Below are 21,834 nucleotides of genomic sequence, written 5' to 3' on the forward strand. Positions count from 1 at the left end.
GCCCGCGCCCCGGCAACCGGCAAACCCCTGTAGAATCGCCCGCCTCAAGCCCGCCGCACCGCGCGCCGGGCAGATTCGCAACAGAGCCACGCCATGCCCTCGTTCAACAGCCCCTTCGCCGACCTCGACCTGATCCGCCAGCCGGAGCAGGCCAATGACCCGCTGCTGGCCTTCGACGCCGCCGACCAGTACCTGCTGGAGCACCTGGCCACCCAGGCGCCGCAGCCGGGCTGGCGGGTGCTGGTGCTCAACGACAGCTTCGGCGCCCTGGCCGCCAGCCTGGCCGGCACGCTGGAGGTCACCAGCAGCGGCGACTCGCACCTGGCACGCATGGCCCTGGAAAAAAACCTGGCGCGCAACGGCAAGGCCTTCGACGCCGTGCCGTTCGTGCCCGCCAACGAAACCTGGCAGGGCCCGTTCGACCGCGTGCTGGTGCGCGTACCCAAGACCCTGGCCCTGCTCGAAGAGCAACTGATTCGCCTGCAGGGCCAGCTGGCGCCCGGCGCCGAGGTGATTGCCGGGGCTATGATCAAGCATCTGCCACGGGCCGCCGGCGACCTGCTGGAGAAATACATCGGCCCGGTGCAGGCCTCGCTTGCGCAAAAGAAGGCCCGCCTGCTCACGGCGACTGTGGCCGAGCGCGCGCAGGTGAAGTCGCCCTACCCCAGCCGCTACCGCCTGGACAAGCCGGCACTGGAGCTGGTCAACCACGCCAACGTGTTTTGCCGCGAAGGCCTGGACATCGGCACCCGTGCCTTCCTGCCGCACCTGCCCCAGGGCCTGGGCAACGCCCGGGTGGCAGACCTTGGCTGCGGCAACGGCGTGCTGGCCATCGCCAGCGCCCTGGCCAACCCCGATGCCCACTACACCCTGGTGGACGAGTCGTACATGGCGGTGCAGTCGGCGCGGGATAACTGGCAGGCGGCGCTGGGCGCTCGTGAAGCCAACATCCACGCCGCCGATGGCCTGGCCGGCATCGACAAGCAGTCGCTGGATGTGGTGCTGTGCAACCCGCCGTTCCACCAGCAGCAGGTGGTCGGCGACTTCCTCGCCTGGCGCATGTTCCAGCAGGCCCGCGAGGCGCTGGTGGTGGGCGGGGCGCTGTATATCGTCGGTAACCGCCACCTGGGTTACCACAGCAAGCTGGCGCGGTTGTTCAGGGGTGTTGAGCAGGTGGCGGCGACGCCGAAGTTCGTGGTGCTCAAGGCACGCAAGTAACGTGATTGGGTAATGTAGGAGCCGGCTTGCCGGCGATGGGGCCTGCACTGGCCCTATCGCCGGCAAGCCGGCTCCTACAGACGCGGTGGTGGCTTCAGCTCAGTGGGTACTGAGCCCCGCGGCATTCATGAACAGGCGCATGCCATACGCCACCACCCCCAGCGCCGCCACGCTCAGTGCCCAGATCAGCACCAGCCAACCCAGGCGTTGCCACAGCGGTTTCTTCTCTTCGACGTTCATCACCGCGCGCTCCTACTAGTGGTAGCCATCGTCATGGGTGACCTTGCCGCGGAACACGTAGTAGCTCCAGAAGGTATAGCCAAGAATGAACGGCAGGATGAACAGCGTGCCCACCAGCATGAAGCCCTGGCTTTGCGGTGGCGCCGCGGCGTCCCAGATGCTGATCGACGGTGGGATGATGTTCGGCCACAGGCTGATGCCCAGGCCGCTGTAACCCAGGAAGATCAGCACCAGGGTCAGCAGGAACGGCGTGTAGTGGGCATTGCGCTGCACCGCTCGCAGCAACGCGTAGAAGGTCACCAGCACCAGCAGCGGCACCGGCATGAACCACACCAGGTTGGGCATGCTGAACCAGCGGTCGGCGATCTGCGGGTAGGCAATCGGCGTCCACAGGCTGACGATGCCGATCACCGCCAGCAGCACCAGCGCCAGTGGCCGGGCCAGGTCGTGCATCTTCTGCTGCAGCGGCCCTTCGGTCTTCATGATCAGCCAGGTGCAGCCCAGCAGCGCATAGGCGACGATCAGCCCCAGGCCGCTGAACAGGGTGAAGGGGGTCAGCCAGTCGAGGGTGCCGCCGACGAACTTGCGGTCCACCACCTTGAAGCCTTCGATGAAGGCGCCCAGCGCCACGCCCTGGAAGAAGGTCGCTACCAGGGAGCCCCAGATGAACGCCTTGTCCCAGATATGGCGCTTGTGCGCCCGCGCCTTGAAGCGGAACTCGAAGGCCACGCCACGGAAGATCAGCCCCACCAGCATCAGGATCAGCGGCAGGTACAAGGCCTCCAGCACCACCGAATAGGCCAGCGGGAAGGCGCCGAACAACGCAGCGCCGCCCAGCACCAGCCAGGTTTCGTTGCCGTCCCACACCGGGGCGACGGTGTTCATCATCACATCGCGATCACCCTCGCCCGGTACGAACGGGAAGAGGATGCCGATACCAAGGTCGAAGCCGTCCATCACCACGTACATCATCACCCCGAAGATGATGATCACGGCCCAGATCAGCGGAAGGTCGATACCCATCTCAGTTCCCCTTGTTCAGGCTGGCGGAGTCGGCCTCGTGGCCATCGTCGGCGGCGGACAGCGGCCGCGCCGGGGTACGTTGCTGACCTGGGCCGCCCGGCGGCTGCTCGTCGCCCTCGCCGGTTTTCGGGCCCTTGCGCACCAGGCGCATCATGTAGCCCAGGCCGGTGCCGAACAGCGCGAAGTACACCACCACGAACATCACCAGGGTGAAACCGAGCTGCGCATAGCTGTGGTTGGACACCCCGTCGGCAGTGCGCATCAGCCCGTACACCACCCACGGCTGGCGGCCGATCTCGGTGGTGAACCAGCCGGCGAGGATGGCGACCAACCCCGACGGGCCCATCCACAGGGTGAGGTAAAGGAACGGCCGCGAGCTGTACAAGGTGCCGCGCTTGCGCAGCCACAGGCTCCACAGGCCGACGAAGATCATCAGGAAGCCCAACCCGACCATGACCCGGAACGACCAGAACACGATGGTCGAGTTGGGCCGGTCCTCAGGCGGGAACTCCTTCATCGCCGGCACCTGCTTGTCCAAGCTGTGGGTCAGGATCAGGCTGCCCAGTGCCGGAATTTCCACTTTGAAGCGCGTGGTTTCGGCTTTCATGTCGGGGATGCCGAACAGGATCAGCGGCGTCGGCTCGCCGGGCTTGTTCTCCCAGTGGCCTTCAATGGCAGCGATCTTCACCGGCTGGTGCTTGAGGGTGTTAAGCCCGTGGAAGTCGCCGATCACGGCCTGGATGGGGGCCACGATCAGCGCCATCCACATGGCCATCGACAGCATCTTGCGCACTGCCGGGTTGTCACGCCCGCGCAGCAGGTGCCAGGCCGCCGAGGCGCCGACGAAGAACGCGGTGGCGACGAACGCGGCGGTGGCCATGTGCATCAGGCGGTAGGGGAACGAGGGGTTGAAGATCACCGCCAGCCAGTCCACCGGGATCACCCGGCCATCGACGATCTCGTAGCCTTGCGGAGTTTGCATCCAGCTGTTGGAGGCGAGAATCCAGAACGTCGACACCAGCGTGCCCAGCGCCACCATCACCGTGGCGAAGAAGTGCAGGCCGCGGCCGACGCGGTTCCAGCCGAACAGCATGACCCCCAGGAAGCCTGCCTCGAGGAAGAACGCGGTGAGCACTTCATAGGTGAGCAAGGGGCCGGTAATGGCGCCGGCGAAGTCGGAGAACTGGCTCCAGTTGGTACCGAACTGGTAGGCCATGACCAGGCCGGAGACCACGCCCATGCCGAAGTTGACGGCGAAGATCTTCGACCAGAAGTGGTAGAGGTCACGGTAGGTGTTGTTGCCGGTCTTCAGCCAAAGGCCTTCGAGGACCGCCAGGTAGCTCGCCAGGCCAATCGTGATGGCCGGGAACAGGATGTGAAAGGACACGGTAAAGGCAAACTGGATTCGGGCGAGCTCTAGGGCTTCTAATCCGAACATGGTGCTTCCTCTTCAGATAATCCGGCGCAGGGCTTGTGGCCCGTTGCCCACTGCCCCTACGGGTGTCGAGTGCGGCGCGTTGGAATTGTTCTGTTCGATCGCAGGGATTGCGGCCCAAAGGCCCGTTCGTTGCATCTGGAACGATTGATCCAAGTCAACGAATGTCAGCAAGCATAGCCCTGAATCCTGCGCCGGGAGGCGTGGCGCGATGCCGCGTGACCGGTTGCCCCACCCCCTTTACCGGTAGATGAAAAAATGGCCACGGCGCCTTTCAGCAACCATTTGTTACAAACAGATGTTACGCTTCAGGCCCCTCTGTTCCCGGTGCTACAGGCTCGCCGATGTCCGACTCCGCCCCGCAATTGCTGCGTCATCACCGCCCGTTCATCGCCTTCTGGCTGGCCCGGGTGTTCACTGCCAGCGGCTTCCAGATGCTCACCGTGGCCATCGGCTGGCACCTCTACCAGCTCACCGGCAACGTGCTCGACCTGGGCCTGGTGGGCCTGGTGGAATTTGCCCCGCGGGTGCTGTTCATGCTGCACACCGGCCACGTCGCCGACCGCTACGACCGGCGCAAGGTGGCCGCGCTGTGCCAGACCCTGCAGGGGCTGATCGCCCTGGCCCTGGCGCTGGGCAGCGCCACCGACAACGTCAGCCGCGAGCTGATTTTCGGGCTGGCCTTCCTGCTCGGTGCCACCCGCTCGTTCGAGATGCCGGCCACCCAGGCCTTGCTGCCCAACGTGGTGCCACCGGGGCTGTTCCCGCGGGCGGTTGCAGCCTCCGCCTCGGCCACCCAGTCGGCAACCATCGTCGCCCCGGCGGTGGGCGGCTTTCTGTATGCCTTCGGCAGCATCTGGGTGTACGGCCCCACGGTGCTGCTGTACGTGATCGCCTGCTGCCTGATGCTCAGCCTCGATTCGCGCCAGCAGCAGGCCCAGCGTGGCCGCGCCAGCCTCGATTCGTTGCTGGCCGGGGTGCGCTTTATCCGCAGCCGCCCGGACATCTTCGGCGCCATCTCGCTGGACCTGTTCGCCGTGCTGCTGGGCGGCGCCACCGCGCTGCTGCCGGTGTTCGCCAAGGACATCCTGCTGACCGGCGCCTGGGGCCTGGGCCTGCTGCGCTCGGCGCCGGCGGTGGGGGCACTGTTGATGTCGCTGTGGCTGGCGCGCTTCCCGGTGGAGCGCAAGGTGGGGCTGACCATGTTCACTGCAGTGGGGGTGTTCGGCGTGGCCACCATCGCCTTCGGCCTGTCGACCTCGTTCTGGTTCTCGCTGGCGGTGCTGGTGGTGCTGGGTGCGGCAGACATGATCAGCATGGTCATCCGCGGCGCCTTCGTGCAGCTGGAGACCCCGGACGAGATGCGCGGCCGGGTGAGCGCAGTGAACGGGCTGTTCATCGGCGCCTCGAACCAGTTGGGCGAGTTCGAGTCGGGGCTGACCGCGCATTGGTTCGGCACGGTGCCGGCGGTGGTGCTGGGCGGAGTGGGCACGCTGGTGGTGACCGGGACATGGATGAAGCTGTTCCCGACCCTGACCCACCGCGACCGCTTGCATAACGGTTGATCCTCCGTGGGAGCGGGCTTGCCCCGCGATTGCGCCTGCACGGCCTGCTCCTCACGAACCGACGAAATCGCGGGGCAAGCCCGCTCCCACAATAGGCCCCCGCCCCCCATGCTGGTATGATGCGCGGCTTTTTTCCGACCTCTGTGCTTTGCTGATGGGGTCGATACATTCACGGCGCGAGGGCGCCCCGGGAGCCGGCATGCTGGAAAGGCTGTTTCAACTAAAAGCACACAACACCAATGTGCGCACCGAGATACTGGCGGGCGTCACCACCTTCCTGGCCATGGCCTACATCCTGTTCGTCAACCCGAGCATCCTCGGCGAAACCGGCATGGACAAGGGCGCGATCTTCGTTGCCACCTGCCTGGCTGCGGCCATTGGCTCGGTGACCATGGGCATCATCGCCAACTACCCGATCGCCCTGGCGCCGGGCATGGGCCTGAACGCCTTCTTCACCTACACCGTGGTGCTGCACATGGGCCACACCTGGCAGGTGGCACTGGGGGCGGTGTTCCTCTCGGCGGTGCTGTTCTTCCTGCTGTCGATCTTCCGCATCCGCGAATGGATCGTGAACAGCATCCCGCTGCCGCTGCGCTCGGCCATCGCCGCCGGTATCGGTCTGTTCCTGGCGCTGATCGCCCTGCATAACGCCGGCATCGTCGTCGATAACCCGGCCACCCTGGTGGGCCTGGGCGACCTCAAGCAACCGGCGCCGATCCTCGCCACCCTGGGCTTCTTCATCATCGTCGCCCTGGAATCGCTGAAAGTGCGCGGCGCGGTGCTGATCGGCATCCTCGCCGTAACCATCGCCTCCATCGCCCTGGGCGTCACCCCGTTCGGCGGCGTGGTGTCGATGCCGCCATCGCTGGCGCCGACCTTCCTGCAGCTGGACATCAAGGGCGCGCTGGACGTCGGCCTGATCAGCGTGATCTTCGCCTTCCTGTTCGTCGACCTGTTCGACAACTCCGGCACCCTGATCGGCGTGGCCAAACGCGCCGGCCTGATGGGCAAGGACGGCCACATGCCGAAAATGGGCCGCGCCCTGATCGCCGACAGCACCGCCGCCATGGCCGGCTCGCTGCTGGGCACCTCGACCACCACCAGCTACATCGAGTCCGCTGCGGGCGTGAGCGCCGGTGGCCGCACCGGCCTGACCGCCATCGTGGTTGCCATCCTGTTCCTGCTGGCGCTGTTCTTCGCCCCGCTGGCCGGCAGCGTACCGGCCTTCGCCACCGCCCCGGCGCTGCTGTTCGTGGCCGTGCTGATGGCCTCCGGCCTGGCCGAAATCAACTGGGATGACGTTACCGAAGCCGCCCCGGTGGTGGTCACTGCCCTGGCCATGCCGCTGACCTACTCGATCGCCAATGGCATCGCCTTCGGCTTCATCGCCTGGACCGCCATCAAGCTGCTGTCCGGCCGTCGCCACGAGCTGAACCCGGCCCTGGTGATCCTGTCCATCCTGTTCGTCATCAAGCTGGGCTGGTTCAACGCATGAGTGCCGTCTTCGACCCTTCCACCTACGACGCGCAGCTTGCGGGCAAGGTCGCCCGCCTGCGTGAACTGCTGGCGCCCTTCGGGGCACCGGAGCCGGCCGTGTTCGACTCGCCGCGCGCGCACTACCGCCTGCGCGCCGAGTTTCGCCTGTGGCGCGAGGATGGCCAGCGCCACTACGCGATGTTCGCCCCGGGCGAGAAGCACAAGGCGATCCTGATCGACGACTTCCCCATTGCCAGCGAGCGCATCAACGACCTGATGCCGCGCCTGAAGGCGGCCTGGCAAGCCAGCGAGGCGCTGAACAACCGCCTGTTCCAGGTGGAGTTCCTCACCACCCTGGCCGGCGATGCGATGGTTACCCTGTGCTACCACCGCCCGCTGGACGAAGCCTGGGAAGCTGCCGCCACGCAACTGGCCAGCAAGCTGAAGGTCAGCGTGATCGGCCGCTCCAAGGGCAAGCGCGTGGTCATCGGCCGCGACTATGCCGTGGAACAGCTCGACATCGCCGGGCGCACCTTCAGCTACCGCCAGCCCGAAGGCGCCTTCACCCAGCCCAATGGCGAGGTGAACCAGAAGATGCTCGGCTGGGCCTTCGAGGCCATGGGCGAGCGTGACGACGACCTGCTGGAGCTGTACTGCGGCAACGGCAACTTCACCCTGCCGCTGGCCACCCGCGCCCGCCAGGTGCTGGCCACCGAGATCAGCAAGACCTCGGTCAACGCCGCCCTGCATAACCTGGACGAGAACGGCGTGGGCAACGTGCGCCTGGTGCGCCTGTCGGCCGAAGAGCTGACCCAGGCGCTGAACGAGGTGCGCCCGTTCCGCCGCCTGGAAGGCATCGACCTGAAAAGCTACGACTTCGGCACCGTGTTCGTCGACCCGCCGCGCGCCGGCATGGACCCGGACACCTGCGAGCTGACCCGACGCTTCGCACGCATCCTGTACATCTCGTGCAACCCGGAGACCCTGGCGCAGAACATCGCCCAGCTGCACGATACCCACCGTATCGAGCGCTGCGCGCTGTTCGACCAGTTCCCCTATACCCATCACATGGAAAGCGGGGTGTTGCTGGTCCGTCGCTGACCGGCAACCCGGCGGGGGCCGCAACGGCCCCAGCCGACTGCGCAAGAAGTTGCGCAACCGTTTTGCCCAACACCCCCGCTAAAAACGCCACAGCCCTTTAACAACGGGGCCTGTAGCCAGGTGCGCAAGAACTTGCACAGCACTGCGCAAGTTCTTGCGCACTTTCCTGCCCCCGGCGCTCGCATTTATTTGCCACGCCCCTCGACACTGCGCGCCAGCCCCCGCCGGGCAAGGGCTGGCCGCTTTCTGGCATGCAACTTGAAAACAGGTAACTGCAACCGGACAACGATTTCCGGCAAATCGATACCTTATTCCGCAAGGAGAGCTGCAATGCCAACACCCGCGTACCTGACCCTGCAGGGCACCAAACAAGGCCTGATCACCGCCGGCACCTTCACCGAAGATTCGGTCGGCAACATCTTCCAGGAAGGCCACGAGGACGAGATCCTGGTCCAGGCCTTCGACCACCAGGTAATCATCCCGCGTGACCCGCAGTCCGGCCAGCCAACCGGCCAGCGCGTGCACAAGCCGCTGATGATCACAAAGGTGTTCGACAAGTCCTCACCGCTGATCTTCACCGCCCTGACCAGCGGTGAGCGCCTGACCGAGTGCACCCTGAAGTGGTTCCGCACCTCGGCTTCCGGCACCCAGGAGCACTACTACACCATCAAGCTCGAAGACGCGATCATCGTCGACGTGCAGTCCAACATGGCTAACTGCCAGGACCCGAACATGGCGCACTTCACCCACCTCGAAGACGTCTACTTCACCTACCGCAAAATCACCTGGACCCACGAAGTCTCCGGCACTTCCGGCTCCGATGACTGGCGTGCCCCGGTCTCGGCGTAAACGCCCGTGACCCCGCGGCGGCTCCCTGCGGGCCGCCGCCTCTACTGCAAGTTTCGAAACACATGACACGACCGTTCAAACGCAACATCCTGATTTTCTACGTGCTGCTCGGCCTCGCGCTCGGGCACGCACCGTCGGCTGTCGCCACCACGCTTGCCGGCTACCTGCAGGCCGCCAACCAGGGTGACGTGCACGCCATCTACCAGCTGGCCCGCCAGGGCGAGCGAGCGACCGGGGCGCTGACCCCGGCGCAGTGGCAAGCCCGCCTGCAAACCAAGGCCGAACAGGGCGACAGCGAAGCCATGCGCCTGCTCTGGCGGCTGGATGACAAGCTGGGCTGGCTCAAGCAATCCGCCGAGGCGGGCAATGCCATGGCGCGCTGGCAACTGGCCCGGCAGTACCAGGCCGGCCGCTCGCTGTTCTGGCCGGGCCAGCGCCAGGAGGCCATCGAGAAATGGCTGAGGCTTGCCGCCATGGCCAACCTGCCCCAGGCGCAGGTGGACTACGCGGCGCTGCTGGCAGCGCGTGGTGAGTTCGACCAAGGGCGTGGCTGGTATGTGAAGGCGGCCGAGCAGGGCCATGTGGCGGCCGTGGCCGGTTATGCCTACATGCTGGAGACCGGCGGGCCGTACCGGGTGCACAAGGACCTGGTCAAAGCCTATGCGCTGAATGTGCAGCTACTGGCGCTCGGCAGTGGCTCCGAGCTGCGCCGCAATGCCGAATACAGCCTGGAGTCGCTGGGGTATGAGATGACTGCCCTGCAGCTGGAACAGGCGCGGCAGCTGGCGGATGAGTGGCGGCGCACGCACCCGCCGTTGCGGGTGGCTGAAGACAGGTTGTAACTGGGCGCAGGCTTGGGTTGCCTGCACTGGCCCTATCGCCGGCAAGCCGGCTCCTACAGGGGATTGCGCAGCTTGCCAGCGATGTGGGCATCACATCAGAAGTCGAAGAACACCGTCTCGCCTTCGCCCTGAATGCGGATATCGAAGCGGTAGGCGGTTTGCCCGTTCACTTCACAACGCTTGGCAATCAGCGTTTCACGCCGCTGCGGCTGTTCGATCAGGTTGAGCACCGGGCACTTGGCGTTGGCCTCGGCCTCGTCGTCGAAGTACAGCCGGGTGTGCAGGTGAATGTTGATGCCCCGGGCGAACAGGCTGATGTTGATGTGCGGCGCCATGGGCACGCCGGCGGCGTTGTTGACCACGCCCGGCTTGACCGTGTGCAGCGTCCACTCGCCAGCGTCGAAGGTGGTGGCGGTACGGCCGAAGCTGTTGAAGGCGTTCTCCTGGTTGTAGTCGTCCTGGTACTGGCCGTTGGCATCGGCCTGCCACACTTCCAGGAACGAATCGCGCACCAGGTGGCCATTGCCGTCGTATACCTGCCCGAGCAGCAGAATGTGCTCGCCGCTGGCGTCCGGCTTGGCCAGGCGGTTCCAGATTTCCTGGTGGCGGGTGGGGTTGCCGGCCGCTTCCAGGGCCAGGCCAATGTGCACGTAGGGGCCGGCGGTCTGCGAGGGGGTTTCCGGCAGCAGTTCGATAGGCATGTCGGGTGTCCTCAGCGGTTTTCGAAGTGGGTCTGGCGCTGGCCGCGCAGCACGATGTCAAAGCGATACGCCAGGCAGTCCATCGGGTTGGCGGCGCTCATGTCCAGCTTGGCGATCAGTTGCTGCACCGCCTCGGGGTTGGCGATCGACTTGACGATCGGGCACATCGGGATCAGCGGGTCACCCTCGAAATACAGCTGGGTGATCAGCTTGGTGGCGATCGACGGGCCGCTGACCGAGAAGTGGATATGCGCCGGGCGCCAGTCGTTGGGGCCGTTGCGCCACGGGTAGGGCCCGGGCTTGATGGTGCGGAAGCTGTAGTAGCCGTCACGGTCGGTGAGGCAGCGGCCGACGCCGCCGAAGTTCGGGTCCAGCGGCGCCAGGTAGCGGTCGTTCTTGTGCCGGTAGCGCCCGCCTGCGTTGGCCTGCCACATTTCCACCAGGGTGTTGGGCACAGGCTTGCCGTACTGGTCGAGTACCCGGCCGGCGACGATGATGCGCTCGCCGATGGGCAGGCCGCCGTTGTTGAAGTTCAGCAGCAGGTCGTGGTCGTGCTCGCCGAAGCGCAGGTGCGAAAAATCCGGGCCGGTGGTTTCGCTGATCGACTGCGGGATGCTCACCAGCGCCTGGCGCGGGGAGCGGGCGATGGACGTCTTGTAGTCAGGCGTGAAGGCCTTGGGGTGCCAGTTGCGATCACGGATCACGAAGCGGCTGGTGTCCTGGGCGGGCATGCCGGTTTCCTCTCTTGGAATTATCGAAGCGCCTGGGCGTGGCAGGCGGACTTGCAGTTTCCGGCAGGTGTGGCGGGATGAATATTGAATTCCACGGTCACAGGCATAACCATTTGGTTATGCAGATAGCCGTAGCGCAACGCCAGCGCCAGCGCTGAACTAATCTTTTGACTTCATGTTGCAAAACCGGAGAGCACTTCATGGAATGGCGAAAAGGCCGACGCAGCGACAACGTGGTCGATGCCCGCGGCGAAGGTGGCGGTGGCGGCGGCATGCGTTTCGGCGGCGGCAAGGGCCTGGGGCTCGGTGCCATCCTGCTGATCGTCGGCATCGGCTGGCTCACCGGGCAGGACCCGCTGCAGATCCTCGGCCAGCTGGCCGGGCAGATGGAGCAGCAGCAGAGCGTGCCGGCCGGTGCCGGCGGCAAGGCGCCACCGGCCAATGATGAGCAGGCCGAGTTCGTCGCCTCGATCCTGGGCGACACCGAAGACACCTGGAAGGCCCTGTTCGCCCAGGCCGGCAAGCAGTACCGCGACCCGAAGCTTGTGCTGTTCAGCGGCCAGGTGAATTCGGCCTGCGGCTTTGCGTCGTCTGCCGTGGGGCCGTTCTACTGCCCGGCCGACCAGCGGGTGTACCTGGACATGGCCTTCTTCCGCGAGATGGAAACGCGCTTCAAGGCCGCCGGCGACTTCGCCCAGGCCTACGTGATCGCCCACGAGATCGGCCACCACGTGCAGACCTTGCTGGGGGTGTCGGCCAAAGTCGATGCCGCGCGGCGCAGCGGCCAGCGCATGGAGGGCGACAACGGCCTGCTGGTGCGCCAGGAGCTGCAGGCCGACTGCCTGGCAGGCGTCTGGGCCTACCAGGCGCAAAAACGCCTGAACTGGCTGGAGCCGGGGGATATCGAGGAAGCGCTGAACGCCGCCAACGCCATTGGCGACGACCGCCTGCAGCAACAGGGCCAGGGCCGCGTGGTGCCCGACTCGTTCACCCATGGCACCTCGCAGCAACGGGTGCGCTGGTTCAAGGCAGGCTTTGGCAGTGGTGATTTGCGGCAGTGCGATACCTTTTCGGCGCGTAGCCTGTAACCCCCCCTTGCCGACGATTGGGCCAGAACAGGCGGCTTAGAGCGCGTGAGGGCCAATCGCCGGCAAGCCGGCTCCTACAGGGCCGAAAACCTGCGTTTTCAAGAGGTTACAAATCTGCTGAAAAAGCGTTTCAGCTTCCCCCCGGCTTGCCGATAACCCCTGCACGAATCAGCAGGGCCCTGCACAACAACAACGCCCGCGATTTGAGATCAAGTGAGCGAAATCAAATTCGGGAGAGCGTGCATGAACAGCTGGTTCGCAAACATCAGCGTAAACCTCAAACTCGGCCTGGGCTTCGGCCTGGTGCTGGTACTGACCGGCCTGCTGGCCCTGACCGGCTGGAACAGCCTGGGCAGCCTTATCGACCGCAGCAACTGGATGGGCGACATCGGTCAGCTCAACAAATACTTGACCGAGCTGCGTGTAGCCCGCCTGCAGTACATGATCGCCAACGGCGACGATGCCTCGGCGGCCAACACCCAGACCAAGCTGGACGCCTTCAGCAAGCAGCAGGAATACCTGGTCAACACCTTCAAGAGCCCCGAGAACGTCAAGCTGCTGCGCGAGCTGGGCCAGACCGTCAGCGAGTACAAGGTGTCGCTGAACAAGATGCGCGCCGGCTACAAGACCTCCACCGCTGCCCGTGAGGCGATGAACGTTTCGGCGGCCAAGGCCGACGAGGCCATGGACACCCTGAGCCAGGACGTGATGGCCCGCAGCGAAGCCGACAACGTGCGCCTGGCCCAGTACCAGCTGATCAGCAAGGCGCGCCAGCAGTTGCTGCAGGTGCGCATCGACGTGCGCGGCTACATTGCCGACAACACCGCCGCCAACGAGCAGGCCGCCCTGCGCCAGCTCGACGGTGCCCTGGCTGAAGTGGACACCCTCAAGCGCGAGCTGCCCAACGAGGCGGCCCGTGTGCAGCAGTTCGAGCAGTCGGTGCAGGCCTACCGCGACGCGGTGCGCCAGTTCCGTGATGCGGTGGCCGCCATCGCCACTGCCCGCGCCGAAATGACCGTGCAGGGCGGCGATATCGTCAAGACCAGCGATGCGCTGTACGCCATCCAGCTGGAGCGCCGCGACATCGAAAGCGCCCAGGCCCGCAACATGCAGATCTTCGCCACCCTGCTGGCGCTGCTGGTGGGCGTGCTGGCTGCCGTGCTGATCACCCGCCAGATCACCCGCCCGCTGCGTGAAACCCTGGACGCGGTGGAGAAGATCGCCGGTGGCGACCTGACCCAGAACCTGCGCGTCACCCGCCGCGACGAGCTGGGCGTGCTGCAACAGGGCATCGGCCGCATGGGCACCACCCTGCGCGAGCTGATCACCGGTATCCGCGATGGCGTCACCCAGATCGCCAGCGCCGCCGAAGAGCTGTCGGCGGTGACCGAGCAGACCAGCGCCGGCGCCAACAGCCAGAAGGTCGAGACCGACCAGGTGGCCACCGCCATGCATGAAATGGCCGCCACCGTGCAGGAAGTGGCGCGCAACGCCGAGCAGGCCGCCATGGCCGCCACCAACGCCGACGGCGAAGCACGCAACGGTGACAAGGTGGTGGGCGAGGCGATCAGCCAGATCGAACGCCTGGCCACCGAGGTCAACCGCTCCACCGAAGCGATGAACCTGCTGCAACAGGAAAGCCAGAAGATCGGCAGCGTGATGGACGTGATCAAGTCGGTGGCCGAGCAGACCAACCTGCTGGCCCTGAACGCCGCCATCGAGGCCGCCCGCGCCGGTGAAGCCGGGCGTGGTTTTGCCGTGGTCGCTGACGAGGTGCGTGGCCTGGCCCAGCGTACCCAGCAGTCCACCGAAGAAATCGAAGGCCTGATTGCCAGCCTGCAACAGGGCACCCAGCAGGTGGCCGACGTGATGAGCGGCAGCCGCAGCCTGACCGACAGCAGTGTGGAGCTGGCGCGCAAGGCCGGTGGGTCGCTGGAGAACATCACCCGCACGGTGTCGAACATCCAGTCGATGAACCAGCAGATCGCCGCCGCCGCCGAGCAGCAGAGCGCCGTGGCCGAAGAGATCAGCCGCAGCATCCTCAATGTGCGTGATGTATCGGAGCAGACCGCCTCGGCCAGCGACGAGACCGCCGCTTCCAGCGTCGAGCTGGCGCGCCTGGGCGGGCACCTGCAGACCCTGGTCAGCCAGTTCCGCGTCTGATGCAGCAAAAGCTTCGCGGGTAAACCCGCTCCCACAGGGTCAACGCATAACCTGTGGGAGCGGGTTTACCCGCGAAGGCGTCAGTCAAGCCAGCACCGGCCTACTTGACGATCAACCCCACCCCGCGGCCCCGCGGGTCTGACGCGGTCTCAAGCTTCTGCCCGGTGACCCGGATCGCCTGGATATCGCCCATCTCCCAGCCCTGGTCCTCCAGCACATAGCCCATCTTCTTCAGCTCGTCCGCCACCTTGCCGGTGAGCGGTGCATAGCTGTCGAAATAGATGGTGTCCTTGGGCAGCAACTGGTGATGCACGCGCTGCGCCGCCACGGCCTTTTCCAGCGGCATGCCAAAGTCGTACAGGTTGTTCATCACCTGGAAGATCGAAGTGAAGATGCGCGAGCCGCCCGGCGTACCCACCACCAGCACCACCTGGCCGTCACGGGTGACCAGGCTCGGGCTCATCGACGAGAGCATGCGCTTGCCCGGCTCGATGGCGTTGGCATCACCGCCCACCACGCCGAACACGTTGGCCGCACCGGGCTTGGCGCTGAAGTCGTCCATTTCGTCATTGAGCAAGAAGCCTGCGCCTTTCACCACCACGCCGCTGCCGTAATCGAGGTTGAGGGTGTAGGTGTTGCTCACCGCGTTGCCTTGCTTGTCGACGATGGAGAAGTGCGTGGTCTGGTGCGGTTCCAGGCCCGGCTTGACCTTGTCGGTATCGGAGATGGCATCGGGGTTCACCTGCGCTGCGCGCTTGGCCAGGTAGTCCTTGGCCATCAGCTGGTCGACCGGCACCTTGGTGAAACCGGGGTCGCCCAGGTAGTCGGCGCGGTCGGCGAACACGCGTTTTTCGATTTCGGCCAGCAGGTGGATGTACTTGGCCGAGTTGTGCTCGACGCCCTTGAAGTCCGCCGCGCGGTCCTCCTTGATACCCAGCAGCTGGGCCAGGGCCACGCCGCCAGAGCTTGGCGGCGGAGCGGTGTACACCACATTGCCGCGCCAGTTGATGGCGATCGGGTCACGCCATACGGCCTTGTAGCCGGCCAGGTCTTCTTTGGTGATCAGGCCCTTGTCGGCCTGCATCTGCGCCACCAGCAGGTCGGCGGTCTTGCCTTGGTAGAACTCGCTCACGCCCTTGTCGGCAATGCGCTCCAGGGTTTGCGCCAGCTCCGGCTGCTTGAACAGCTCGCCGACCTTCATGTGGCCAAAGTAGTCGTTGAAGTTGGTGGCGGTCTTGAACAGGCCCTGGGCATCGTCGCGGTACTGGTACTGCTTCTGGGCGATCTTGAAGCCGTTTTTCGCATAGCCGATGGCCGGGGTGAGCAGCTCGCTCCACTTGAGCTTGCCGAACTTCTGGTGCGCCTCCCACAGCCCCATCACCGTGCCCGGCACACCGGCGGCGCGGGCGCCGACCAGGCTCAGGTTCTCGATGACCTCGCCCTTGTCGTCCAGGTACATGTTGCGGGTAGCGGCCTTGGGCGCCACTTCGCGGTAGTCGATGAAGTACGGCTTGCCGCCGACGTACAGGGTCATGAAGCCACCGCCGCCAATGTTGCCGGCCTCAGGGTAGGTGACGGCCAGGGTGAAGGCGGTGGCGACGGCGGCGTCCACCGCGTTACCGCCTTTTTTAAGAATATCGGCGGCCACCTGTGCGCCATATTGATCGGGCGCGGCCACCGCGCCGCCTTCAAGGGTGACCGCAAAGGCCGAAGAACAGCTCAGGATCGCGGCCCCCAGGGCCAGGGGCTGGAGCATGACAAGACGCATGGGCACTTCCTTGGTGTTGTTTTTGTTGACCACTCATTAAGGCGCAAGCCTGGACAAGCAGCAACCAACACAAGGAAATTGCGCCGCCGATGGGCAGACGCTGTCGCGTTCAGGCAACTCAGCAGGCGTACATGGCCAGCTTTTTCTGGATGAAGTCGAGGAAGCACTGAATGCGCAGGGCCAGCTGGGTGTTGCGGTAGTAGACCGCGTGGATCGGCTGGCGGTAGCCGTTGTTGTGCTCCGGCAGCAGCACCTGCAGGCGGCCTGCGCGGATGTCTTCATGGGTCATGAAGTGCGACAGGCTGACGATGCCCTCGCCGGCCAGGGCCAGCTGGCGCAGGGTCTCGCCGCTGGAGGCGGTCAGTTGCGGGCGGATCGCCCAGCGGTCGCCCTGGGCATGGCGCAGTGGCCACTGGTTGAGCGAGTCGAGGGCGCTGAAGCCGAGCAGGCAATGCTCGTTCAATGCCTCGACGCTTTGCGGCGTGCCGTGCCGGGCCAGGTAATCCGGGCTGGCCAGCACCTGCACCGGGCTGCAACCCAGCGAGCGGGCATGCAGGCTGGAGTCGGCCAGCTCGCCGATGCGGATGGCCACATCGGTGCTCTGCTCCAGCAGGTCGATGATCAAGTCGTCGGTGTTCAGCTCAAGCTCGATGCCCGGGTATTGCAGGCGAAACTCGCCGATCCACGGCAGGATGGCGTGCAACATGAACGGCGCGGCAGCGTTGATGCGCAGGCGACCGGACGGGGTCTGGCGGTGCAGCGACAGGCGTTCTTCGAGGTCGTCCATCTGCTCGAGGATCAACCGCGCCCGCTCGAGGAAGAAGCGGCCCTCTTCGGTCAGGTCCATGCGCCGGGTGGTGCGATTGACCAGCGTGGTGCCGAGCTTGCCCTCCAGGCGCGACAGGGTGCGGCTGACCGCTGACGGGGTCTGGCCGATCTGTTCGGCGGCGGCCGAGATCGAACCGCAGTCGATGACGGCGACGAATACCTGGAGTTCTTCGGATCGGGTTTTCACGCGCAGTGGCCTTGGTAGGGGAACGCGTTGATAGATAGCGTCTGGGCGAGAAGCGCGCAAGCCTGCGCAACCATCGCGGGGCAAGCCCGCTCCCACGGTTGCCCCACAATCAGGCTTTGATCATTGCGCCTTGCCGAACACCTGCTCCAGGTGCCGCTCATACGCCGCCAGCGCCGCCGGCACGTCCGGGCGCTTCATCACGTCCACCGCCAGGAAGGTCGGCAGGCCGCGCATGCCGAGGAACTGGTTGGCCTTGTGGAACGGGAAGTACACCGCATCCACGCCCTTGCCCTCGAAGAAGTCGCTGGGGTCGTCGAAGGCCTGCTGCGGGGCGTTCCAGGTCAGCGACAGCATGTACTGCTTGCCCTGCACCAGGCCGCCGCTGCCGTACTTCTGCGAAGCGTCCGAGCGGGTGCGGCCGTCGCTGGCATACAGGCTGCCGTGGCCGGCGGTGAACACCTCGTCGATGTACTTCTTCACGGTCCAGGGCGCGCCCATCCACCAGCCGGGCATCTGGTAGACGATCACGTCGGCCCAGAGGAATTTGGCCACTTCTGCCTGCACGTCGTAGCCGCCGTCGATGAAGGTTTGCTGCACATCGAAACCGGCGCGGTCGAGGTGGGCCAGGGCCGCGTCGTGCAGGGTCTGGTTGAGGCGGCCGTCGGAGTGGGCGAACTGTTTGCCGCCGTTGAGCAGGAGGATCTTTTTCATGGGGGTTGGGCTCGTGAGTGGAATTGCCGGCAGATTAGGCACTCGCGGGCACGGGAAACAGCCACCCCGGGGCAAAATACATTTGCCCTGATTTCACGAATCAACCTGGCATTGTTGCTTTAGACTTGGCCACATCACTCACTCTGCAAAGGCCGCATACCCATGAGCCAGCAACAAGCCTTCATCCTCAAAGCCAAGACCCGCCCGGAAATGGCCGACGCCTTCGAGCAACTGCTGCGCCCCTACGTCGAGCCGAGCCGTCAGGAGCCGGGCTGCATCGAGTACCACATGCTGCGCGACCAGCAGGACCCGAGCCTGTTCGTGTTCTTCGAGGTGTGGGCCGACCAGGCTGCGCTGGATGTGCACTCGGCCCTGCCGCACATGCAGGCGTTCTTCGAAAAGCGCATGGACTACCTGGAGCGCGATTTCGACATCCAGAAGGTCGACATGCTCAGCGCCTCCAGCGCTATCCGTTGACCAACAAGTGAGCCCCCAGCAGCGCCAGGCCGATGAAGAAGCAGCGCTTGAACAGCACGGCGCTGATGCGGCCACGCAGCCACTGGCCGGCGAACATGCCCAACAGCGCCGGGGCCAGCACCAGCAGTGATGCCCCCAGCGCCTGGCCGCCTAAGGCATCCTGGCCGGCCAGGCCGATGGCCAGGGCCACAGTCGAGACGGTGAACGACAGGCCCAGGGCCTGGACCAGTTCGTCACGGCTCAGCCCCAACCCTTGCAGGTAGGGCACCGCCGGCATCACGAACACGCCGGTGGCCGCCGTGACCACCCCCGTCACCAGCCCGCACACCGGGCCCAGCCACTTTTCCCGCCCGGGTGCCACCCGCAGGCCCGGCCCTGCCAGCCCGTACAGCGCGTACACCAGCAGCGCGCCACCCAAGGCGTGGGCCGCCCACGGGCCGCTGTCGATACCCAGCCAGACGCTGCCAAGCAAGGTGCCGACGAAAATCATCAGCAACATCGGGCCAAGGCGGCGCAGCAACGCAAGCAGGTGCCCGCCGGCTGCCAGTTGCCACAGGTTGGTGAGCGTCGACGGCACGATCAGCAGCGCCGCAGCCTGCGCCGGCGGCATAGCCAGGCCGAGCAGGCCCATGGCGATGGTCGGCAGCCCGAGGCCGATCACCCCCTTGACCGCACCGGCCAGCACGAAGGTGAGAATCACCAGCACTGTCAGTGCCGGGCCAATGTTCTGGTAGAACGCGAGGAAGGTATTCATGGCGCCAATGCTGCGCCAGCGCAGGGCGGCTGAAAATCTGCCATATACTCAGCCAGACTCTTGCCAGGACAGAGGCTGATGCATTTCGACCTGACCGACCTTGTACTGTTCCAGCACACCCTGGCGTGCGGCAACATCACTGCCGGCGCCCGGCGCAGCCACTTGTCGCTGCCTGCCGCCAGCGCGCGCATCCGCGCCATGGAGGCGTCGCTGGGCATTGCGCTGCTCGAACGCAACCGCCGCGGCGTGCAGCCCACGCCCGCTGGGCAGGCGTTGCTGCAGCACGCGCAACTGATCACCCGGCAAGTGGAGCGCCTGCAATACGACCTGGCGCAGTACGCCCAGGGCCAGCAGGGCCAGGTGCGCCTGCTGTGCAACACCGCCGCGCTGACCGAATACCTGCCGGAGCTGCTGGCCCGCTATCTGGCGGCGCACCCGGGGGTGAGCGTGGATGTGCAGGAGCAACCCAGCCTGCGCATCGTGCAGGCCATCACCCAGGGCATGGCGGATTTGGGCGTGGTGTCCACCGCCGCCCCCCTCGGGCACCTGCAGACCCGGCCGTTTCGCGACGACCCGCTGGTGCTGGTGATGCCGCCCGGGCACCCGCTGGCCGAGGTGGTCGAGCCGGGTTTTGCGGACAGCCTTGCCCATGGCCATGTGGGCCTGGGGCCCAGCAGCGCGCTGGCGCTGCATCTGGAAGAACAGGCACTGCGGCTGGGGCGGCGGATGCAGGTGCGGGTCAGGGCCGAGGGGTTCGACGGGGTGATCCGCATGGTGGCCGGGGGTGCCGGGGTTTCGGTGGTGCCGTTGGCGTCGGTGCGGCGCTGGGAAGGGTTGCTGGCATTGCGCTGGGTGGCGCTGCCGGAGGAGTGGGCGAACCGCCAGTTGCTGGTGTGCGCCCGGGATTTTTCGGCGCTGCCGGGGTATGCGGCGGGGTTGGTGGAAACCTTGGTTGCCAGCCCCCGGTAAAAAAAACCATGGCCCGTGGGAGCAACTGTCTTGTGCTGCCTGAACCGGCCTCATCGCCGGCAAGCCGGCTCCTACAGGTACGGTACTGGCCTGAAGCTCATGCAATCCCAGTGGGAGCGGGCTTGCCCCGCGATGGTTGCCACCGGTTTAGCCGATATCGCGGGCCAAGCCCGCTCCCACGCCTCATGGCAACTCGGCAATCGGAATAATAACCTCCAGGCGCCGCTCAATGAACCACGGCCAGTTCGCGCAAAGCAGCCGATGCCAGAAAGCCCGAGCGCGAGGCGTAGCGATGGTCACGTTTGACCTTCTCGTCGATGCGCTGCAACAGGTTCTCCGGCAACGTGGCATTGAACCGCACCGCCTTTCCCAGGTAGGGCGTCACATCGAAGTCCACCACCGCCCACACACCACCAGCGTAGTCAGGGTTGAGCACATGCACGTCCACTTCCTCGGGCTGAGGCAGTGGTTCACCGTCGGCCACCAGGCCCTCGAAGTGCAGGGCCAAGGCTTCCTGCACATTCTCCAGCGCCTGGGACACGGTGGCCCCGGCAGAGAAGCAGCCTGGCACGTCGGGCACGATTACGCCGTAGTCCGAGCCCGCATCCTTGTGCAGTACAACTGGAAATTTCATGGTCTGTCTCCATTGATGTTCTGAAGCGCAGGGCGCCCCGGATAGCACGAGCGGCCTCATTTCAGGCCTGCTTGTTTCAGGATGCTGTGCACCGTCCCCCTGGGCAGATCGCATTTGGGGTGAGGCACCGTGACCCGACCTTTCTTGAACGGATGCCTGAATGGGTGATGACTCCCTTTGACATCCACCTCGTACCAGCCATCGGCTTCGATGAGCTGAATCACTTCCCTGCTGCGCATGCACCATTCCTTTGGCAGGTGATGTGTAGGCTACACATCGGGCTTGATAAAAACAAAGCCAAATACACACCATGCACACTCAGAGCGACAAGCGGCCGATTGCACAACCCGCGCAAGCATCGTCCGGTTCACATGTGGGAGTGATGACACTTGCCCGAAGCCAGGCGGATTCCCCACAATCCGCCCCACGCCGCACCAGACAGGGAGTTCCACGTGCCATCGATCTACCAGCTCAAACCCCGCTTCCAGGCGCTGCTGCGTCCGTCCGTGCAACGCCTGTACGACCGCGGCGTCACCGCCAACCAGGTCACCGTCGCCGCCGCCGTCGTGTCCATCGCCCTGGGCCTGCTGCTGGCCTGGCTGCCCCATATCACCTGGCTGTTCATCCTGCTCCCGCTGTGGATGCTGCTGCGTATGGCGCTGAACGCCGTGGACGGCATGCTCGCCCGGGAGTTCGGCCAGCAATCGAAGCTGGGCGCCTACCTGAACGAGCTGTGCGACGTGGTCGCCGACGCCGCCCTGTACCTGCCTTTCGCACTGCTGGCCGGGGTATCGCCTGCGCTGGTGGTGCTGGTGGTGCTGTTCGCCGTGGTCAGCGAGTACGCAGGTGTCATGGGCCCGCTGGCTGGCGCTTCGCGGCGCTATGACGGGCCGATGGGCAAGAGCGACCGGGCCTTCGCCTTCGGCGTGCTGGGCACCGGGGTGGCCTTCGGCCTGCTGAGCGCCGGGTGGATCAACGGGCTGCTGCTGGTCATCCTGCTGCTCTCGCTCTATACCCTGTACAACCGGGTTCGCCAGGGCCTTGCCGAAACCCGCTGAGCCTCCCCTGCCGAAC

Annotated in this window: 22 protein-coding genes and 1 pseudogene; 11 read left to right on the forward strand and 12 right to left on the reverse strand. The window is 65.5% G+C overall.

Features of this window, described 5'->3' with window-relative positions; all coding sequences use genetic code 11:
- Positions 1 to 93 precede the first annotated feature (93 nt).
- The gene (locus tag ACI2KK_RS16215) at positions 94 to 1,218 is read left to right on the forward strand and encodes a methyltransferase (RefSeq protein WP_404669629.1); all 1,125 of its coding nucleotides are present in this window, start codon (positions 94 to 96) and stop codon (positions 1,216 to 1,218) included.
- 99 nt (positions 1,219 to 1,317) lie between these two features.
- Here ACI2KK_RS16215 and ACI2KK_RS16220 read toward each other — a convergent pair whose 3' ends face one another.
- From ACI2KK_RS16220 to ACI2KK_RS16235, 4 genes and pseudogenes are all read right to left on the reverse strand, one after another.
- The gene (locus ACI2KK_RS16220) at positions 1,318 to 1,458 is read right to left on the reverse strand and encodes a DUF2474 domain-containing protein (protein ID WP_217886572.1); all 141 of its coding nucleotides are present in this window, start codon (positions 1,456 to 1,458) and stop codon (positions 1,318 to 1,320) included.
- Complete coding sequence (locus ACI2KK_RS16225; RefSeq protein ID WP_404669670.1) at positions 1,458 to 1,541, reverse strand: hypothetical protein; 84 nt, start codon at positions 1,539 to 1,541, stop codon at positions 1,458 to 1,460. The genes ACI2KK_RS16220 and ACI2KK_RS16225 overlap by 1 nt, the downstream gene beginning before the upstream one ends.
- Positions 1,522 to 2,481 (reverse strand): annotated as a pseudogene (cydB, locus tag ACI2KK_RS16230) (cytochrome d ubiquinol oxidase subunit II); the annotation flags it as partial. The pseudogene cydB and the gene ACI2KK_RS16225, both read right to left, overlap by 20 nt.
- 1 nt (position 2,482) lies before the next feature.
- Positions 2,483 to 3,919 (reverse strand): cytochrome ubiquinol oxidase subunit I, encoded by a 1,437-nt coding sequence (locus ACI2KK_RS16235; RefSeq protein ID WP_404669630.1) that lies wholly within the window; start codon positions 3,917 to 3,919, stop codon positions 2,483 to 2,485.
- A 341-nt stretch (positions 3,920 to 4,260) separates the two neighbouring features.
- On the opposite strand from ACI2KK_RS16235, the gene ACI2KK_RS16240 reads away from it, so the two are divergent.
- The 5 genes from ACI2KK_RS16240 to ACI2KK_RS16260 all read left to right on the forward strand — a co-directional run bounded on the left by ACI2KK_RS16240 (position 4,261) and on the right by ACI2KK_RS16260 (position 9,749).
- Positions 4,261 to 5,481 carry an MFS transporter gene (locus ACI2KK_RS16240; RefSeq protein WP_217840418.1) on the forward strand — a complete coding sequence of 407 codons (1,221 nt, stop codon included), beginning with the start codon at positions 4,261 to 4,263 and terminating at the stop codon, positions 5,479 to 5,481.
- A gap of 199 nt (positions 5,482 to 5,680) precedes the next feature.
- Positions 5,681 to 6,976, forward strand: coding sequence for an NCS2 family permease (locus ACI2KK_RS16245; RefSeq protein WP_217840419.1), 1,296 nt, complete (start codon positions 5,681 to 5,683; stop codon positions 6,974 to 6,976).
- Positions 6,973 to 8,058, forward strand: coding sequence for a tRNA (uridine(54)-C5)-methyltransferase TrmA (gene trmA, locus ACI2KK_RS16250; RefSeq protein ID WP_404669631.1), 1,086 nt, complete (start codon positions 6,973 to 6,975; stop codon positions 8,056 to 8,058). Before ACI2KK_RS16245 ends, trmA begins: the two co-directional genes overlap by 4 nt.
- Before the next feature lie 330 nt (positions 8,059 to 8,388).
- On the forward strand, positions 8,389 to 8,907 hold the full coding sequence (locus tag ACI2KK_RS16255) for an Hcp family type VI secretion system effector (RefSeq protein WP_217840421.1): 519 nt from the start codon (positions 8,389 to 8,391) through the stop codon (positions 8,905 to 8,907).
- 62 nt (positions 8,908 to 8,969) lie between these two features.
- Positions 8,970 to 9,749, forward strand: a complete 780-nt coding sequence (locus ACI2KK_RS16260; protein ID WP_404669632.1) for a tetratricopeptide repeat protein — start codon at positions 8,970 to 8,972, stop codon at positions 9,747 to 9,749.
- Between the two features lie 95 nt (positions 9,750 to 9,844).
- Here the strand turns inward: ACI2KK_RS16260 and pcaG are convergent, their stop codons facing one another.
- On the reverse strand, positions 9,845 to 10,450 hold the full coding sequence (gene pcaG / locus ACI2KK_RS16265; RefSeq protein ID WP_217886583.1) for a protocatechuate 3,4-dioxygenase subunit alpha: 606 nt from the start codon (positions 10,448 to 10,450) through the stop codon (positions 9,845 to 9,847).
- Positions 10,451 to 10,461: 11 nt separating this feature from the next.
- Positions 10,462 to 11,181, reverse strand: a complete 720-nt coding sequence (gene pcaH / locus ACI2KK_RS16270; protein WP_369988194.1) for a protocatechuate 3,4-dioxygenase subunit beta — start codon at positions 11,179 to 11,181, stop codon at positions 10,462 to 10,464.
- Between the two features lie 200 nt (positions 11,182 to 11,381).
- On the opposite strand from pcaH, the gene ACI2KK_RS16275 reads away from it, so the two are divergent.
- Both ACI2KK_RS16275 and ACI2KK_RS16280 read left to right on the forward strand, forming a co-directional pair.
- Positions 11,382 to 12,269 carry a neutral zinc metallopeptidase gene (locus ACI2KK_RS16275; RefSeq protein ID WP_404669633.1) on the forward strand — a complete coding sequence of 296 codons (888 nt, stop codon included), beginning with the start codon at positions 11,382 to 11,384 and terminating at the stop codon, positions 12,267 to 12,269.
- Between the two features lie 243 nt (positions 12,270 to 12,512).
- Positions 12,513 to 14,432, forward strand: a complete 1,920-nt coding sequence (locus tag ACI2KK_RS16280) for a methyl-accepting chemotaxis protein (protein ID WP_404669634.1) — start codon at positions 12,513 to 12,515, stop codon at positions 14,430 to 14,432.
- 100 nt (positions 14,433 to 14,532) lie between these two features.
- Here ACI2KK_RS16280 and ggt read toward each other — a convergent pair whose 3' ends face one another.
- The 3 genes from ggt to ACI2KK_RS16295 form a co-directional block, all read right to left on the reverse strand.
- Entirely contained in the window at positions 14,533 to 16,200 is a 1,668-nt protein-coding gene (gene ggt / locus ACI2KK_RS16285) for a gamma-glutamyltransferase (RefSeq protein WP_404669635.1), read from the reverse strand.
- 118 nt (positions 16,201 to 16,318) lie between these two features.
- Entirely contained in the window at positions 16,319 to 17,215 is an 897-nt protein-coding gene (locus ACI2KK_RS16290) for a LysR family transcriptional regulator (protein WP_404669636.1), read from the reverse strand.
- Between the two features lie 120 nt (positions 17,216 to 17,335).
- The gene (locus ACI2KK_RS16295; RefSeq protein ID WP_404669637.1) at positions 17,336 to 17,926 is read right to left on the reverse strand and encodes an NAD(P)H-dependent oxidoreductase; all 591 of its coding nucleotides are present in this window, start codon (positions 17,924 to 17,926) and stop codon (positions 17,336 to 17,338) included.
- A gap of 162 nt (positions 17,927 to 18,088) precedes the next feature.
- On the opposite strand from ACI2KK_RS16295, the gene ACI2KK_RS16300 reads away from it, so the two are divergent.
- Positions 18,089 to 18,403 (forward strand): putative quinol monooxygenase, encoded by a 315-nt coding sequence (locus ACI2KK_RS16300; RefSeq protein WP_404669638.1) that lies wholly within the window; start codon positions 18,089 to 18,091, stop codon positions 18,401 to 18,403.
- Here the strand turns inward: ACI2KK_RS16300 and ACI2KK_RS16305 are convergent.
- Positions 18,393 to 19,157: a sulfite exporter TauE/SafE family protein gene (locus ACI2KK_RS16305; RefSeq protein WP_404669639.1), complete on the reverse strand. Its 765-nt coding sequence runs from the start codon at positions 19,155 to 19,157 to the stop codon at positions 18,393 to 18,395. The genes ACI2KK_RS16300 and ACI2KK_RS16305 overlap by 11 nt on opposite strands.
- Positions 19,158 to 19,235: 78 nt before the next feature.
- Here ACI2KK_RS16305 and ACI2KK_RS16310 point away from each other — a divergent pair, with 78 nt between their 5' ends.
- On the forward strand, positions 19,236 to 20,126 hold the full coding sequence (locus ACI2KK_RS16310; RefSeq protein ID WP_404669640.1) for a LysR substrate-binding domain-containing protein: 891 nt from the start codon (positions 19,236 to 19,238) through the stop codon (positions 20,124 to 20,126).
- Positions 20,127 to 20,352: 226 nt separating this feature from the next.
- Here the strand turns inward: ACI2KK_RS16310 and ACI2KK_RS16315 are convergent, their stop codons facing one another.
- Positions 20,353 to 20,760 carry a type II toxin-antitoxin system HicB family antitoxin gene (locus tag ACI2KK_RS16315; RefSeq protein WP_404669641.1) on the reverse strand — a complete coding sequence of 136 codons (408 nt, stop codon included), beginning with the start codon at positions 20,758 to 20,760 and terminating at the stop codon, positions 20,353 to 20,355.
- 56 nt (positions 20,761 to 20,816) lie between these two features.
- Positions 20,817 to 20,999, reverse strand: a complete 183-nt coding sequence (locus tag ACI2KK_RS16320; protein ID WP_404669642.1) for a type II toxin-antitoxin system HicA family toxin — start codon at positions 20,997 to 20,999, stop codon at positions 20,817 to 20,819.
- A gap of 213 nt (positions 21,000 to 21,212) precedes the next feature.
- Here ACI2KK_RS16320 and ACI2KK_RS16325 point away from each other — a divergent pair, with 213 nt between their 5' ends.
- Positions 21,213 to 21,818: a CDP-alcohol phosphatidyltransferase family protein gene (locus tag ACI2KK_RS16325; protein ID WP_217886595.1), complete on the forward strand. Its 606-nt coding sequence runs from the start codon at positions 21,213 to 21,215 to the stop codon at positions 21,816 to 21,818.
- Positions 21,819 to 21,834: the final 16 nt, after the last annotated feature.

The organism is Pseudomonas sp. NPDC089406, from assembly GCF_044900265.1.
GTDB classification, from domain to species: Bacteria; Pseudomonadota; Gammaproteobacteria; order Pseudomonadales; family Pseudomonadaceae; genus Aquipseudomonas; species Aquipseudomonas fakonensis.

Coding starts and splice junctions, on each gene's coding strand:
- ACI2KK_RS16215 (WP_404669629.1), top strand. CDS start 94: ATGCCCTCGTTCAACAGCCCCTTCGCCGACCTCGACCTGATCCGCCAG.
- ACI2KK_RS16220 (WP_217886572.1), bottom strand. CDS start 1,458: ATGAACGTCGAAGAGAAGAAACCGCTGTGGCAACGCCTGGGTTGGCTG.
- ACI2KK_RS16235 (WP_404669630.1), bottom strand. CDS start 3,919: ATGTTCGGATTAGAAGCCCTAGAGCTCGCCCGAATCCAGTTTGCCTTT.
- ACI2KK_RS16240 (WP_217840418.1), top strand. CDS start 4,261: ATGTCCGACTCCGCCCCGCAATTGCTGCGTCATCACCGCCCGTTCATC.
- ACI2KK_RS16245 (WP_217840419.1), top strand. CDS start 5,681: ATGCTGGAAAGGCTGTTTCAACTAAAAGCACACAACACCAATGTGCGC.
- trmA (WP_404669631.1), top strand. CDS start 6,973: ATGAGTGCCGTCTTCGACCCTTCCACCTACGACGCGCAGCTTGCGGGC.
- ACI2KK_RS16255 (WP_217840421.1), top strand. CDS start 8,389: ATGCCAACACCCGCGTACCTGACCCTGCAGGGCACCAAACAAGGCCTG.
- ACI2KK_RS16260 (WP_404669632.1), top strand. CDS start 8,970: ATGACACGACCGTTCAAACGCAACATCCTGATTTTCTACGTGCTGCTC.
- pcaG (WP_217886583.1), bottom strand. CDS start 10,450: ATGCCTATCGAACTGCTGCCGGAAACCCCCTCGCAGACCGCCGGCCCC.
- pcaH (WP_369988194.1), bottom strand. CDS start 11,181: ATGCCCGCCCAGGACACCAGCCGCTTCGTGATCCGTGATCGCAACTGG.
- ACI2KK_RS16275 (WP_404669633.1), top strand. CDS start 11,382: ATGGAATGGCGAAAAGGCCGACGCAGCGACAACGTGGTCGATGCCCGC.
- ACI2KK_RS16280 (WP_404669634.1), top strand. CDS start 12,513: ATGAACAGCTGGTTCGCAAACATCAGCGTAAACCTCAAACTCGGCCTG.
- ggt (WP_404669635.1), bottom strand. CDS start 16,200: ATGCGTCTTGTCATGCTCCAGCCCCTGGCCCTGGGGGCCGCGATCCTG.
- ACI2KK_RS16295 (WP_404669637.1), bottom strand. CDS start 17,926: ATGAAAAAGATCCTCCTGCTCAACGGCGGCAAACAGTTCGCCCACTCC.
- ACI2KK_RS16300 (WP_404669638.1), top strand. CDS start 18,089: ATGAGCCAGCAACAAGCCTTCATCCTCAAAGCCAAGACCCGCCCGGAA.
- ACI2KK_RS16305 (WP_404669639.1), bottom strand. CDS start 19,157: ATGAATACCTTCCTCGCGTTCTACCAGAACATTGGCCCGGCACTGACA.
- ACI2KK_RS16310 (WP_404669640.1), top strand. CDS start 19,236: ATGCATTTCGACCTGACCGACCTTGTACTGTTCCAGCACACCCTGGCG.
- ACI2KK_RS16315 (WP_404669641.1), bottom strand. CDS start 20,760: ATGAAATTTCCAGTTGTACTGCACAAGGATGCGGGCTCGGACTACGGC.
- ACI2KK_RS16320 (WP_404669642.1), bottom strand. CDS start 20,999: ATGCGCAGCAGGGAAGTGATTCAGCTCATCGAAGCCGATGGCTGGTAC.